Annotated in this window: 15 protein-coding genes and 1 rRNA gene; 9 read left to right on the forward strand and 7 right to left on the reverse strand. The window is 71.5% G+C overall.

What is annotated here, in order from left to right; translation table 11 throughout:
* The first annotated feature begins 3 nt into the window (after positions 1-3).
* Positions 4-119, forward strand: a 5S ribosomal RNA gene (rrf, locus tag ACYVDG_RS25470).
* A gap of 176 nt (positions 120-295) precedes the next feature.
* Here rrf and ACYVDG_RS25475 read toward each other — a convergent pair.
* Positions 296-985, reverse strand: coding sequence for a hypothetical protein (locus ACYVDG_RS25475; protein ID WP_460758701.1), 690 nt, complete (start codon positions 983-985; stop codon positions 296-298).
* On the opposite strand from ACYVDG_RS25475, the gene ACYVDG_RS25480 reads away from it, so the two are divergent.
* Positions 947-1,690 carry a tetratricopeptide repeat protein gene (locus tag ACYVDG_RS25480; RefSeq protein ID WP_460758703.1) on the forward strand — a complete coding sequence of 248 codons (744 nt, stop codon included), beginning with the start codon at positions 947-949 and terminating at the stop codon, positions 1,688-1,690. The two genes, ACYVDG_RS25475 and ACYVDG_RS25480, sit on opposite strands and share 39 nt — an antisense overlap.
* Positions 1,691-1,752: 62 nt before the next feature.
* Positions 1,753-2,196, forward strand: coding sequence for an NUDIX domain-containing protein (locus ACYVDG_RS25485; protein WP_460758867.1), 444 nt, complete (start codon positions 1,753-1,755; stop codon positions 2,194-2,196).
* On the opposite strand, the gene ACYVDG_RS25490 is transcribed toward ACYVDG_RS25485, so the two are convergent.
* Together ACYVDG_RS25490 and ACYVDG_RS25495 are read right to left on the reverse strand one after the other, a co-directional pair.
* The gene (locus tag ACYVDG_RS25490) at positions 2,178-3,113 is read right to left on the reverse strand and encodes a GNAT family N-acetyltransferase (protein ID WP_460758705.1); all 936 of its coding nucleotides are present in this window, start codon (positions 3,111-3,113) and stop codon (positions 2,178-2,180) included. The two genes, ACYVDG_RS25485 and ACYVDG_RS25490, sit on opposite strands and share 19 nt — an antisense overlap.
* Before the next feature lie 99 nt (positions 3,114-3,212).
* Positions 3,213-4,217, reverse strand: coding sequence for an MBL fold metallo-hydrolase (locus tag ACYVDG_RS25495; RefSeq protein WP_460758870.1), 1,005 nt, complete (start codon positions 4,215-4,217; stop codon positions 3,213-3,215).
* Positions 4,218-4,416: 199 nt separating this feature from the next.
* Here ACYVDG_RS25495 and ACYVDG_RS25500 point away from each other — a divergent pair, with 199 nt between their 5' ends.
* Positions 4,417-5,166 (forward strand): single-stranded DNA-binding protein, encoded by a 750-nt coding sequence (locus ACYVDG_RS25500; RefSeq protein ID WP_460758709.1) that lies wholly within the window; start codon positions 4,417-4,419, stop codon positions 5,164-5,166.
* Positions 5,167-5,186: 20 nt separating this feature from the next.
* Here ACYVDG_RS25500 and ACYVDG_RS25505 read toward each other — a convergent pair whose 3' ends face one another.
* From ACYVDG_RS25505 to ACYVDG_RS25520, 4 genes are all read right to left on the reverse strand, one after another.
* The gene (locus tag ACYVDG_RS25505; RefSeq protein WP_460758712.1) at positions 5,187-6,206 is read right to left on the reverse strand and encodes an HAD-IIA family hydrolase; all 1,020 of its coding nucleotides are present in this window, start codon (positions 6,204-6,206) and stop codon (positions 5,187-5,189) included.
* Positions 6,207-6,372: 166 nt separating this feature from the next.
* A complete protein-coding gene (locus tag ACYVDG_RS25510) occupies positions 6,373-7,221 on the reverse strand; it encodes an AAC(3) family N-acetyltransferase (RefSeq protein WP_460758714.1) in 849 nt (282 codons plus the stop codon).
* Between the two features lie 151 nt (positions 7,222-7,372).
* Entirely contained in the window at positions 7,373-8,662 is a 1,290-nt protein-coding gene (locus ACYVDG_RS25515) for a DUF1015 family protein (RefSeq protein WP_460758716.1), read from the reverse strand.
* Between the two features lie 55 nt (positions 8,663-8,717).
* Positions 8,718-9,068: an SCP2 sterol-binding domain-containing protein gene (locus ACYVDG_RS25520; protein WP_460758719.1), complete on the reverse strand. Its 351-nt coding sequence runs from the start codon at positions 9,066-9,068 to the stop codon at positions 8,718-8,720.
* A gap of 244 nt (positions 9,069-9,312) precedes the next feature.
* Here ACYVDG_RS25520 and ACYVDG_RS25525 point away from each other — a divergent pair, with 244 nt between their 5' ends.
* The 5 genes from ACYVDG_RS25525 (at position 9,313) to recN (ending at position 14,013) form a co-directional block, all read left to right on the forward strand.
* Positions 9,313-10,128 carry a membrane fusogenic activity family protein gene (locus tag ACYVDG_RS25525; protein ID WP_460758723.1) on the forward strand — a complete coding sequence of 272 codons (816 nt, stop codon included), beginning with the start codon at positions 9,313-9,315 and terminating at the stop codon, positions 10,126-10,128.
* A gap of 86 nt (positions 10,129-10,214) precedes the next feature.
* Positions 10,215-10,394, forward strand: coding sequence for a hypothetical protein (locus ACYVDG_RS25530; protein WP_460758726.1), 180 nt, complete (start codon positions 10,215-10,217; stop codon positions 10,392-10,394).
* Between the two features lie 21 nt (positions 10,395-10,415).
* Positions 10,416-11,216 carry a TlyA family RNA methyltransferase gene (locus tag ACYVDG_RS25535; protein ID WP_460758729.1) on the forward strand — a complete coding sequence of 267 codons (801 nt, stop codon included), beginning with the start codon at positions 10,416-10,418 and terminating at the stop codon, positions 11,214-11,216.
* A 109-nt stretch (positions 11,217-11,325) separates the two neighbouring features.
* Positions 11,326-12,252 carry an NAD kinase gene (locus tag ACYVDG_RS25540; protein WP_460758731.1) on the forward strand — a complete coding sequence of 309 codons (927 nt, stop codon included), beginning with the start codon at positions 11,326-11,328 and terminating at the stop codon, positions 12,250-12,252.
* 48 nt (positions 12,253-12,300) lie between these two features.
* Positions 12,301-14,013, forward strand: coding sequence for a DNA repair protein RecN (gene recN / locus ACYVDG_RS25545; RefSeq protein ID WP_460758735.1), 1,713 nt, complete (start codon positions 12,301-12,303; stop codon positions 14,011-14,013).
* Position 14,014 lies beyond the last annotated feature (1 nt).

Consider the following 14,014-nt stretch of genomic DNA (forward strand, 5'->3'; position numbering starts at 1 on the left):
TTCCGTGGTGGTTTTGGCAGGAGGGTCACACTCGGTCTCATTCCGAACCCGGTCGTTAAGTCTCCTTGCGCTGATGGTACTGCCCTGTGGTGGGGTGGGAGAGTAGGTCGCTGCCACGGTTTTTCTTTGGGGGGGTTGTTCCTGCGGGGGCAACCCCTTTTTTTGTGGGCTTGTGAACATGTGAAGACGAGGCTCTTGTGGACAAGCCCACCGTCGTGTCCTGCGGCTTTGGTGATGGGTGGGCGGACCATGTCGTAAGCTGGAAGGAACGAGTACTATTTGGCGCTGCTACTGCCTAGGTGGCAGCGCTTTTGAGTGTTGACGGACGGGTTGGATGACTGACGACAGCCGATCGGGAGACCGCGAGGACTCCGGAGCTAACGACCACAGCGGTAACCGCTCCGGTGAGCCTGACGGTCGAGGGCATGGTGACGAGCCCCGCCCCCGGTCTGGCTACGGGGGTTCCCGCGACAACAGATCCCATGAGGGCCGCCGCAACTTCCGCGGTGATGACCGCCGCGGGGGTAGGCAGGGAGACCGTCGCGACGATCGTGGCGGGAACCGCGGGGGTTACCGCGGTGGTGACCGGGACCGTCGGGACGACCGCGGCGGCGATCGCCGTGGTGGCCGTGACTTCCGCGGTGATGACCGCCGCGGCGGTGGCCGTCGTGATGACCGCCGTGGTGGATACCAGGGAAAGCGTGACGGTCAGCGTGGAGGCTACCGCGGCCGTGACGAGAGGCGTGGCGGTGGCCGCGACTTCGAGCGCAACGATCGCCGCGACGACCGCCGTCCTCCGCGTGAGGACCGGGATCCCGCGGACATCGCGCCGCCGCTGCCCGACGAGGCCAGCTACAACCAGCTGGACAAGGACACCAAGCGTGACCTGCACTCGCTTCCCAAGTCCCTCGCGGAGCTGGTCGGCAAGCACATCGTGGCCGCCGGCATGCTCGTGGACGAGGATCCGGAACGTGCCTACAAGCACGCCGTTTACGCCCGGCGCAAGGCATCCCGCCTGCCGAGCGTCCGTGAGGCATCCGGTATCGCCGCCTACACCGTGGGCAAGTGGCAGGAGGCGCTGTCCGACCTGCGCGCGGCACGCCGTATGAGCGGCCGGGACACGTTCCTGGCGGTCATGGCGGACTGTGAGCGCGGTCTCGGCCGTCCCGAGCGGGCGCTCGAGGTCGCCAACGACCCCGCTGGCAAGAGTCTGGACGCGGACGAGCGTATCGAGCTGCGCATCGTCGCCGCGGGGGCCCGCCGCGACATGGGCGATGCCAAGGCGGCCCTGGCCGAGCTCCAGGTGCCGGAGCTGAAGGAGCGTCGGGCCCGTCCCTACGTGGCCCGGCTGTTCTACGCCTACGCCGATGTCCTGGAGGAGATCGGCCGCACCGAGGACGCCCGCGAGTACTTCGCGCGTGCGTCTTCCGTCGACCGCGATGGCGTGACCGACGCCGACGAGCGCCTCGCTGCCATCGAGGGTGTCGAGCTGGTGGACATCGATGTCGAAGACGGCATCGTCTGGACCGACGTCGAAGCGGAAGCGGACGAAGCCGCCACCGAGGCCGAGGCTGCCGCCGCCCGCGACCGGACGGGCGACCGTGAGCGGCGCGACGACCGTCCCCCGCGTGACGACCGGGGCCGGGGCGGCCGCGACGAACACCGCGGTGGCCGCGAGGGGCGGGACTGACCCCCTCAGAGCACACCGACGACGCGTCGTCGGGCGGCGTGCCGCCGCTCGGCGGCGCAGTCGTGTACCTGGGCACACTCCCCGAAGAGTACGACTCCGTGGTGTGCTTGACCTTCTGTGCGCGGCGCCCCCTCATGGTCCGCAACCGGCGGCGGGCGTGGGAGTTCCCCGGAGGGCACCGGGAACCCGGTGAGGACCTGTACACCACTGCCCGACGCGAGGCACACGAAGAGGCCGGAGCCACCCTCGGTGACATCCGGCCCTTGGGGTACTACGTGCTGTCCGGCGGCCACACCACGGTGGTCACACACGCACCCGTGGTGCGCTTGGACCCCCTCAGCGGGGAGTTCGAGACCGTCGAGGTGCGAGCCTTCGACCGGCTGCCCCCGGAGGAGGAGCTGTCTTGGGCGGACGGCCTGTACGCGCACCTCCTCGAAGTTCTCGGGCTGCCCGGCGCGCGGGAGCGCTCCGAGGGCCCGGGCGGGGATCAGAGCCGTTTGGCGTAAGTGCTCTCTTTTCCGGCCAGGGCGTAACCGATCCGGTTGTTGATGGCGAGCATCGGCTTGTTGGTCTCGTGGTTGCCGGTGTAGGCGTGCGTGAACCCCCGTGCCCGGGCACCGTGGAGCGCCGTGTTCTTGGCGTACCCGCCCAGGCCCCGGCCACGGTACTGCCGGAGGACCCCGGTCATCGCCGACTCCATCCGCCGGTCCCGGTCGGACACGTAGCAGGAGATGGCGGCGGGAACCCCGTCGGCGAGCAGAGCGAGGCTGATCTCCAGGTCGGCCAGCGGGTTGCCCCAGACAGTCTCCAACCAGTCCTCGTAGGGCATGAAGTCGACGTCCTCCTCGCCCGGCTCGTCGGCGGTGGCCGCCTTGTCGATCTCGTAGAGCGGCCGCGGGTCGTCCGCGAACTCGGACCACCGGCGGGTCTCGACCCCTTCCGGCGCGGTGGGCGGGGCCGGGAGCTTGCTCAGATCCATGCCCAGGATGTGGTGGTTCTCGGCGAGCTCGTAGCCCCCGCGGTCGAGGACAGCCTTGCGGAACCGCTCACCGCCGACCTGGACACCCTCCTCCGCCGCGTCGGTGCGCAGTACGGTCGCGCCGTGCTCGACCAGATGGTTCTCCGAGGCCGCGATCAACCGTTCCGCGAGGTCGCCGTCCCGGTGCGGAGCGGCCAGGGCCCCCAGATACGTCCAACCCCTGCGCGGTCCGGTCCCTCCCGTGTACAGCCGGGACCGGACGTGCCCGACCAAGGACTCGCCCTCGACCGCCACGAAGTGCCGGTCGGTGAACATGGGCGGCGGATGGTCGAACCGCCACCGCATCATTTCCTCCGTGAGGACCAAGCTGGGGAAGGCCTCGTGGATGAGGGCGAAGGTCCGCGGTATGTCGGCTGCTCGCATGGCACGAATCTGGGGCGTCATGCCGGGAGGCTACGCGCGGGGTGTCGGGGGCGCACGTGGTTTTTCTCCGCACGGCGCTCCGCCGTCCAACACCGAAGCGTCCATGGCCGGAAAAGGGGATCAGGCCCGCTCCTCCGCGGCCTTCTTCTTCGCCTCGGCCTGCTCCTGGGCGAGCTTGTCCAGCCAGTGCACGATCCCGCCCACGTTGGCCTCCGGGCCGCTGAGCGTGTCCAGGACCGCAGCTGCCTCAGGTGAGGCCTCCGGCGGGAGCGGCTGGTACCGGGAGATCACCTTGTCGCGCACCATCGCGATGGCGTGGTCCAGGTCCCCGCCGGTGTCCCGCGCGTCGCGGACGGTCTCCACCCACAGGCGGAGTTCGCTCTCGGCGCGGTCGATGGTCTCCGACACCGTGTCGACGGCTCCGAAGTGGGAGAACATGAGCCGCTGGGCGCCGATGTCGCCGAACAGGCGCAGGGTGCGCAGGCAGGCTTCCATGTCGAAGTCCGGGGGCGGGGTCGCCGGGCGCAGGTCCCCGGTGAGCGGGTTGTGGACGCCGAGGGCGTCCCCGACGTACAGGTCGCCGGTCCCGCTGTCCACGAGCCCCATGTGGTGCTTGGCGTGCCCGGGGGCGTAGTGCGACACCAGCTTGCGTCCGGCGCCGAGGTCGATCTCGCCGGACTCCGCCACCGAGCGGATGCGGGCGGCTTCGGTGGCCTGCATCTGCCCGAAGAGACTGTCCAGGCGGTCGCCCCACACCATCTTGGCGCTGGCCATCAGGCGGCTGGGGTCGGCCAGGTGCCGGGCGCCGCGCTCGTGCACGACGATCTCGGCGTTGGGGAACAGTGCCGCCATGTCGCCGGTGCCGCCGGCGTGGTCCAGGTGGATGTGGGTCACCACGATGGTCGCGAGGTCCTCGGGGGCCAGGCCGAGCCGGATGACGGCATCGCGCAGGACCGGTGCCGAACCGGCGGTGCCCACCTCGACGATGCAGGGCCGCTCGGTGCGGATGAGGTAGGCGGACACGACCCCCGGGTATCCGGCCAGCATCGTGTCGATGGCATAGATCTCGTTGCCCAGCGGGACGATCCCCTCGGGCAGACCGCTGACGTCCACGTCGTCGTGCACGGCAGGCACCCCTCTTCCTCAAGCGTCGTGCGGCCCGGGTCGGACCGAACCCGACTCTAGGACAAGGGTGTCATGGCTGTTCGTGGCGGGGGCCACCTTGTTGTCCACAGATTTCCAGTGGGGCTTTTCCAGCGGCGGAGGCCGGGGGATCCTGGAATCAGCGCGCGCACACCAGGTCACTCTCACAGGGAAGGCCCCCGTGCTCACACCCGCTCTCTCCCACATCGTCGCCATGTCCCCGTCCCCGCGTTCCGCTTCGGCCCGCACCGAACGTTCCCGGAGCGCCGGCGGACCCCGGACCACGTCCTCCGGAACCACGTCCCACCGAACCCCGCCCGAACGGCCGGAGCCCGCTACTCAGGTCCAGGAACAGCCGGAAGCGCCCTCGGCCAAGAAGCGGCCCCGGAAGACCGAGCGGGCCGCGGGGGAAAAGGGCCGGGCGGCTCCCCGGGAGCACACCGCCTCTGCGCCGACCGTAAGGAAGTCCTCGAAGAAGGCCCAGGGAAAGACCGCACCGCGCACCCCGGGCGACGGTGATCCGGTTCCGCGGTCCGGGGCCGCCGCTGATGGGGCGGGGAAGGGAACCACCGGGACGGTCGAAACCGGTGGGGAACGCGACCACGGCCACCTGAACGAGGTGGTCGCGGTCGGCCGGGTGACCGCCGCGCCGACCGAGCGCGACCTCCCCAGCGGGGACCGGTTGGTGTTCTGGCGGATCTGCGTGGCCAGGCCGAGCGAACCGCACCTCTCACGCCAGCGGGTCGACTCGCTGACCCTCGTCTCCTTCGACGCGGACACACAAGCCGCTGTGCGCGACTGGCGGATCGGTGACGTGGTCCGGGTGACCGGTGCGCTGCGCCGCCGCGTCTGGCGGGGATGGAGCGGCATCCGAAGCGTATTGGAAGTGGAGGTGGACTCCACCGCGCTGGTGCGCGGGGCGCAGCGGTGAGGGCACCGCTGCCCCGAGGTTTACCAGCCCAGAGCGGTCAGGGCCTCCGTGACCGAGGGGCCCGCAGGGTCGATCGAGTCGTCGGCCCAGACCGCCGTGCACAGGGCACGCAAGCCGTCCAGCCGGTCGCCGGTTCCGGACAGGCGCACCGCGTCGGCCTCTGCGGTGACGGTCCACCCGCCGCACTCGGTGCGTGCGCCTTCTCCGCTTCCGTGACGGACCGGGCCCGGATGGGTCTCGTTCATCCCGGACACGTCCCAGGACAGGTAGCGGGGACGCTGGTGGGCGGGTGCGGCCAACAGGTCCTGCGGGGTCGCGACCCCGGACAGGACCAGGAGGCCGGCGGCGCCGTGCGTGGTGGCCCCCTCGATATCGGTGTCCAGCCGGTCTCCCACGATGAGAGGGCTGGTCGCGCCGGTACGCATCATCCCCTCCTCGTGCAGGGGACGCATCGGCTTTCCGGCGACCACCGGCTCTACCCCGGTGGCGTGGGCGATCACCCGGACGAAGGAGCCGTTGGCGGGGGTGACACCCCACTCGGTGGGTGCCGTGGCGTCGGTGTTACTGGCCACGTAGAGCGCGCCGCGGGCGACCGCCAGCGTGCCCTGGTCGAGGAGGTCGCGGGCCATCGTGCGCGAGTAGCCGTGGAGCACGGCCACCACCGCGTCCGTGGCGACCGTGACGGGCCGCAGACCCATCCGGTGGACGGCCTGCCGCAGGCCGGTGTCGCCGACCACCAACACCTCCGAACCCCCAGGGTACCGGTCGGCGACCAGCCGGGCGGCGGCCTCGGCGGAGGTGACCACGTCCTCGGGGGCGGCGGGCACCCCCAGGTGGGTGAGGTGTTCGGCGATCCGGGCCGGGGTGCGCCCGGCGTTATTGGTCACGAAGGCGACCCGGGCGCCCGCGGCGCGAGCCTTGCCCACGGCTTCCGGGGCGGCGGGAACAGCCTTCGGGCCGATGTAGACGACCCCGTCCAGGTCCAGGAGCATCGCGTCGTGGAGCTCGTTGAGCGGGCGGGCGGCTGCCTGCAGCGACATGGCGGAAGGTCCGATTCCGTGCGGTGGGAGTGGTCGCCTCCAGGCTATGCCGCGCCGTCGGGCGACCGGTCCCGGGCGCCCCCGGGCCGGGTGTGCGCTGTGTCGCAGGGGCCGCGGCCCGGGGCTCCCGCGCCGCAGGTCACGGCAGGGGCCGCTCAGGTGCGGCTCAGGGGTGGGCGGCGCTTCGCTGTTGGGGCCGGTGGGCGGTCATCCAGGAGACGGCGAAGGCGACGGCGTCGGGAAGGGAGAACAGGCGCGCGGTCGCGGCACCCACGGCACCGGCGGTCACGGCTCCGGTCGCTTCGAAGGCCGAACCAAGGGCCGGGAAGTCGGACTCGTCGAGGGCGGTACCGCTGTAGGTCACCCACGCCCGCTCGCGCTCAGGGGTGCGGATCGCGCAGGAGGAGCGTTCGGTGGGCGGGTCCGGCACGCGGTATTCGGCGAGGTGGAAGGCGGTGCAGGAGTCGTAACCGGTACCCAGCAGCAGTACCCGGGCGTCGATCTCCTCGAGCCGGGCCAGGGGTGAGCGCTCACCCAGGGCCGATTCGAGGGGGTGCGGTGCCATGAGGGGGGCGGCGTCGGCGCCGAGCGCGGCGAAGGAGGTCTGCGGGTGAGTGCTGCGTACGGCCCTGGGCCAGGTGCGCACCGCCTCCGGGATCCGGCCCATGTGGGCGCTCGGGGTCGTGTGCGGGTCGAAGGCCGGTGCGTGGGTGCGGATGGTGGCCCACCAGGACTCCGGGACCGGTGGGTTGCCCCAGCTCGAGGGGTCGCTGTTGTCCATGGTCTGGGTGGGGACCACGAGGGTTCCGGCCTCGCCGACCGTGTCCAGAAGGGAATGGACGACGGTTTCGGTGGCGCCGCACACCCAGCCCAGCGAACTGAGGGAGGTGTGGACCAGGAGGGTGTCGCCGGGCCTGACGCCCAGCCGGGCAAGGTCCTGCACCAGGGAGCTGCGGGTCCGGGGGCCGCCGAGGTCCTTCGGGTACGGGATCGGGGCGGGGGCGGGGTCCGTCACGGTGGCACTACTCCTGAGGGGGCGGGAAGGAACGGGGTGCCGTCATGCTCGCAGAGGCCCGGGTTCCGAAACCAGCGGGTTTCCGTGGCAACTGCGCACCGTTCCGGGAGTCCGGCGCACGGCACGGCGTCCGGAGTGCCCCGGTACGCGGTCAGTCGAGGATGCGCATGACCAGGCCGGTACGGGGTTTGGGCCCGAACGACGTGGACTTGCGGGGGGTGAGCTCGCCCCGGTCGGCGACGGCGTAGACCTCGTCCACCTGCAGCGGCGGCACGATGACGGCGGTGCCCTTCTCGTTCCGGGCGGCGCAGACCGCTTCGCCCGGTGCGTCGTGCACCATGCGCACGCGGTCCTCCGGGAACCCCCACAGCGGCAGGAGCACCTTGTGCAGGGCTGCTGTGGACAGTCGGCGCCAGTCGGGGGAGTGGTCGGGCATCGCCCGCCCCAGTGCGTCCTCGTCGAAGCCGCTCACGAGGTGGGCATCTCCTCCGGGAGACACCAACAGCAGGGCCGGGGTGTCCACCTTGCTCAGGAGGTCCGGGTCGGGGCCCGGGACCGGTTCCACGGTGGCCACCGAGCGGGCGGCCGACAGAGCGGCACCGGTGTCCAGGCCTGGCAGGACCCGGTGGATCGCGCCGAGCTGGGGCGGGTGGGTGTCACTGTCCACGAGCAGGGCCAGCCCGCGGCGCCAACCGGGGTCGTTCTCCTCCCTGCGCAGACGCTGGTAGGCCGCGTAGCGGTGGTGTCCGTCGGCGATCATCGCGGAGCGCCCGGCCAGGTCGGCGGAGATCTCGCGCTGCAGGTCGGGGCTGGTGATCGCCCAGAGCCGGTGTACGGCGCCGTCACGGGTGCGGGTGGAGACCACGGGGTCGTCCCGGTCTCCGGTGGATTCGGTGGCGGTCGAGGCCGCTCCGCCCGCGCCCCGGTAGACGAGGAAGATCGGTTCGAGGTTGGCCCGCGCCGTGCCCATCAGGAGGAAGCGGTCCCGCACCGGAGGGTCGGCCACGTCTTCGTGCGGGCGCACGGCGGGCTCCGCCGCCTCGGGCCCCTCCTCCGGGAGCCCTAGGGAGCCGACCAGGCCCCGCTGGACCCGGCCGTCCGCGGTGACCTGTTCGTACACGTACAGCGCGGGGTCTCCGTCCAGGGCGAGTGCCCCGTCGGCGATCCAGCTGTGCAGGAGGTCGGCGGCGGCCAGGTAGCGCCGAGGGGCCGCGTCGTCGCTCGTCGTCGCCTGCCGGGAGAGTTCGAAGGGCAGTGTGACCCTCGCCGCGTTGTGCGGGTCGGAGAGCTGGAGCTTCCGGGCTTCCTCCGCGTCGGGGATGTCGTAGGGCGGGGCCAGGAGCCGGGCTATGTCGAAGGCCCCGTCGATGAAGCGGTCGACGTCGGGAGCGGCGTAGCGCAGGCCGCGGAAGGGGGCCAGGTCGAGAGGTTGGCGAGGCATCCCAGCAAGGTACCCGCCGCCTGGCGGCACCGGTGCCCTCCGACCCGGCGTGCGGTCAGAGCACACGGCGAAGGCGCAGCATGTCGCTGATGCTGGCGTTGACCCGCAGCCGTCGGGTGAGGACTGCCCTTGCCGGGTCCAGCCGGTCAGCCGCCAGGTCCGCGAGATCGCTGCTGGAGACGGTGACCCGGACCTGCGGTTCGGGTGCCGGGGTGCCGATCGAACGCTGGGTGATGTCGGTGAAGCCGTCGACGGTCAGGCGCATGTCGAAGACGGTCGCCACGTCCGGGACGACCACGCTCACGGTGCGTTCGACGATGTGTGCGCGGCGGCGTTCCACGGGTTGGGCGAGGATGCGCTCGTTCGCCCGGGAGATATCTGCCAGACACGCGTCGATGCTGCTCATGGGCATATGATGCCCCATTCGCCGGGCACTGGACGACAACCGGCCAAGCGGGCCAATGGGAACAAGGGCACGGATCGCCCCGGTGGTGGACGGTGCGGGTGGGATCGGCTCCGCTGTTTGCGTGTCACGCGGGCTCCGACCCCGGTAGCGTTGGCGTCGACCCCCCTGGAGCACCGAGGCCCCTCCCTCCCCTTGCCCTTTTTCGTCCTTTTCCTCCTGCGGTCCCATCAAGGAGCACGTCATCATGGTCGTCGACGCGGTACGCACCTACCTGGACGCCGCCAATGGCCTCACCGAACTCTCCCGCAAGCAAGCCGTCGCCGCGGCCAAGACGCTGTTGCGGGCCAACGGATCGGGGGCCGCTGTGCCCCCTGCTTCGGACGGAGAGGGGCCGCCCCCGAGGGTGGGGCAGAGCATCCAGACCCTGGCGGGCGAGCTCATCGAGACCAGCCAGGCCAACCGGGCGGCCGTCGCCGATCTGGTCAGGGACGAGGTCAGGCAGGCCCTGGAACAGCTGGACGTGGTCCCCCGCGCCGAGTACGACCGGATGGCCCGCCGGGTCGCCGAGCTCGAGCGGCGGATGGCCGCCCGGCACGCCGTCGAACGGGTCCTGGCGCCCCGCGGCGGTGCCGCCTCGTCGCTTCCCGGGGCGGCGGAGGAGCTGACCGACGAGCCGGCTGACGAAGCGGCTGCCCGGGTCGACGGGACCGTTGAGACAGGCGAGCCCGACGGCGAGGCCGTGTCGGGTGACGGTGCTGCTGACGAGGCCGCCGCCAGTGCCGGACCGGGCGACACCGTAGGGGACTCGGAGGCCGCCAACACGGCTGAGGACGGTGACGCGACGGGGGAGAGCGGAGACCAAGAGGGCCCAGAAACCGAACCCTCCGAGGAGGACGCGGCCAAGGCCCAGACCGCGAAACAGCCCGCCACCGCCAAGGCTTCGGCGTCCCGGGGCCAGGCCAAGACCGGAGCCAAAGCAGGGGCCAAGACCGCCACCAAGAACACGCGCTCGCGCTCCGCTGCCAAACGCACCACCAAGGGCAAGGGCACCAAGAAGTAGAGTCCACCGGGGATACCAGTCCACCGGAGAGCGCAACCCTACGGGGGTACCAACTCCACCGGGGACACCAGGAGAACGGGGCATTCATGGACTCAGGCGAACAGGCCGAAGCGTTGGCGGAACAGACGCTCGGAGCGGCGCGGGAACGGCTGGCCGGCCTGGACTCGCTGCCCACCCACGAGCACGTCGCGGTCTTCGACACCCTCCACCAGGAGCTGTCCGGGGTCCTGGGCGCGCTGGGGCAGAGCACGCAGAGCTCCCGATAACGGCCGGTATCCTAGGTGACCATGGCAAAACGTAGTCGGCTCGACGCGGAACTGGTCCGCCGCGGTCACGCACGCTCCCGGGGCCACGCGGCCGAGATCATCGAGAACGGTTTCGTCCGTGTGGCCGGCATGGTGGCATCCAAGGCCGCGACCCAGATCGGAACCGACCAGCCCATCGTGGTGCGCACCCCTCCGGAGGAGCCGTCCTACGTTTCCCGGGGGGCACACAAGCTCGTCGGAGCCCTCGACGCCTTCGGGCTGGACGTGTCGGGTCGGCACGCCCTGGACGCCGGTGCCTCCACCGGAGGGTTCACCGACGTACTGCTGCGCCGGGGCGCAGCACACGTCACGGCGGTCGACGTCGGGTACGGACAGCTCGCCTGGCCGCTGCGCAGCAACGACCGGGTTCGCGTCATGGAGCGCGTGAACGTTCGGGAGCTCACCCCGGACCAGATCGACGGGCCCAGCCCCGACCTGGTGGTGGGTGACCTGTCGTTCATCTCCCTCAAACTGGTCCTCGGGCCCCTGCGCGACTGTGCGGCCTCCGACGCGGACTTCGCGATGATGGTCAAACCCCAGTTCGAGGTCGGTAAGGCCCGCGTGGGTGCGGGCGGCGTGGTCCGCGAACCCGAGCTGCGCGCCGAGGCAGTCTCCGACGTGGCCGCTCACGCCCTCACCCTGGGACTGGGGGTGCTGGACGTGACCGCCAGCCCGCTTCCGGGCCCCTCCGGGAACGTCGAGTACTTCCTGTGGATGCGCGCCGACACACCGCCGCTGGACCCTGTCCGGCTCGAGAAGGCGGTCCAGGACGGCCCGTCCTGAGGGCGTGGCCTCCTGTCGTTGGAGTCCGATAACGTGACCCGGCCGGGCGCGGTCGAGTGCCCGGCCAGCACCAGGCTCCCCGTGGGGGAGTGAACGTAAGGGGACGGCGATGACCAGCGGACGCAGTGTTCTCCTGCTGGCCCATACCGGTCGGCCCGCCGCGGTGCGCAGCGCCGAGTTGGTCCACGAACGCCTCAGCCGGGCGGGGCTGACCGTACGCATGCTCAAGAGCGAGGTCGAAGGGCTGGAGGAGGCGGGTTGCACCCTGTCCCCGGTCGAGGTCGTCGAGGAGGCCGACGCCGCCGAGGGCGTGGAACTCGTCATGGTGCTCGGCGGCGACGGAACGCTGCTCAGGGCCGCTGAGCTCGCCCGCCCGGCCGGCGCCCCGCTGCTCGGGGTCAACCTGGGGCACGTCGGCTTCTTGGCCGAGGCGGAACGCGAGGATCTGGGCGCCACCGTGCGCAGCGTCGTGAGCCGCGACTACGTCGTCGAGGAGCGCATGACCCTCGACGTGGCGGTGTTCAACGGCGGGCGGGGCGACGGCGCGCCCCCGGTCCGTTCCTGGGCCGTCAACGAGGCGACGCTGGAGAAGGCCGAGTCCCGCCGCATGCTGGAGATGGTCCTGGAGGTGGACGGGCGCCCCCTGTCCAGCTGGGGCTGTGACGGGGTGGTGTGCGCGACCCCCACCGGTTCGACCGCCCACGCCTTCTCTGCGGGCGGGCCGGTCGTGTGGCCGGATGTGGAAGCCCTGTTGGTTGTGCCGATCAGCGCGCACGCCCTGTTCGCGCGGCCGTTGGTGGTCGGTCCGGACGCCACGGTCGCACTGGAGGTGCTGCCCGAGACGACTCCGGGCGTGCTCTGGTGCGACGGACGGCGTATGGTCGAATTGCCCGCGGGAGCACGAATCGAGATCACCCGTGCCGATACGCCGGTCCGGCTGGCCCGGTTGCACCGTGCGCCGTTCACCGACCGGCTGGTGGCCAAGTTCGGCCTTCCGGTCGCCGGATGGCGGGGGCGGGCCGCGCACGGACGCTGAACCGGCGCCGTCGCACGCAGAGGGTGTCAACTATCAGGAGAGGGATCGGTGCTCGAAGAAGTCCGCATCCAAGGCCTCGGGGTCATTGACGAGGCCCTGTTGGAGCTGTCGCCGGGCCTGACCGTCGTCACCGGTGAGACCGGCGCGGGTAAGACCATGGTCGTCACCGGGCTGGGGCTGCTCTTCGGGGGACGCGCCGACCCGCAGCGGGTACGGCCCGGAGCCGACCGCGCCATGGTCGAGGGCAGGCTGACCGTTCCCGAGCGCGGCCGCGTGGCCGAGCGGGTACTGGAAGCCGGCGGCGACATCGACGACGAGGTCCTCATCCTCAACCGTGCGGTGTCGGCGGAGGGGCGCTCCCGGGCCACCATCGGCGGCCGTTCGGCGCCGGTGAGCCTGCTCGCCTACCTCGCCGACGATCTGGTGGCGGTGCACGGCCAGTCCGACCAGCAGCGCCTGTTGCGCTCCGATCGCCAGCGCTCCTCGCTGGACCGGTTCGCCGGCGACGACCTGGCCAAGGCGATGAAGCGGTACTCCGTCGCCTACCGGCGCCACCGGGAGGTCTCCGCGGAGCTGGAGGAGCTGGTCGAGCGGGCGCGCGAGCGCGCCCAGGAGGCCGATATGCTCCGGTTCGGGGTGGAGGAGATCGCCGAAGCCGAGCCGCAGTCGGGGGAGGACGCCGACCTGCTCGCGGAGGAGACGCGGCTCGCCCACGCCGACGGTCTCCGTGTCGCGTCGACCACCGCGCACGAGGCGCTGACCGGGGACCCGGCCGCGGCCGAGGTGCAGGCCGATGTGGCGGGTCTGCTGTCGGCCGCCCGCCAGGCCGTGACGGCCGTGCGCGAGCACGATGCCGAGCTGGCCGCCATCGGGGACCGCCTGGACGAGGCGTCCTACATCCTCACCGACGCCGCCACCGAGCTCGCCTCCTACGCGGAGTCGGTCGATGCCGACCCGGCCCGTCTGGCCGCCATCCAGGAGCGCCGGGCGCTGCTGACCCAGCTCTCCCGCAAGTACGGCGAGACCACGGACGACGTTCTGGCCTGGGCCCAGAACGCCGCCAAGCGCCTGGCCGACCTGGACGGCGACGACGACCGCATCGAGGAGCTGCGCGCTGAGGCCGACGAGCTCTACACGCGGATGGACGAGGCGGCGACTCAGCTCACCGAGGTGCGGCAGGCCGCGGCCGAGCGGTTCGGCTCGGCGGTCACCGAGGAGCTGACCGCGCTGGCCATGCCGCACGCGCGGGTGAGCGTACGCATCACCACGGGTGAGGAGTTCGGCCAGCACGGCCGCGACGAGGTGGAGCTGCTGTTGGCTCCGCACCCCAGCTCTCCGCCGCTGGCCCTGAACAAGGGCGCCTCCGGTGGTGAGCTCTCCCGGGTGATGCTGGCGATCGAGGTGGTCTTCGCTGGCGCGGACCCGGTCCCCACCTTCGTTTTCGACGAGGTGGACGCCGGTGTCGGTGGCAAGGCCGCGGTGGAGATCGGTCGGCGCCTGGCCCGGTTGGCCCAGCGCGCGCAGGTCATCGTGGTCACGCACCTGCCGCAGGTGGCTGCTTTCGCGGACGCGCACTTGGTTGTGGAGAAGTCCACCGACGGGCTGGTCACGGAGAGCGGTGTCGTGCTGTTGGACCGCGGCGGGCGGGTCCGCGAGCTCTCGCGGATGCTCGCCGGGCTGGAGGACTCCGAGCTGGGCAGGGCCCATGCCGAGGAGCTGTTGACCAACGCCGACCCGGAGCGCGCCTACCCGGCCACGTAAA

Source organism: Nocardiopsis oceani (assembly GCF_054777395.1).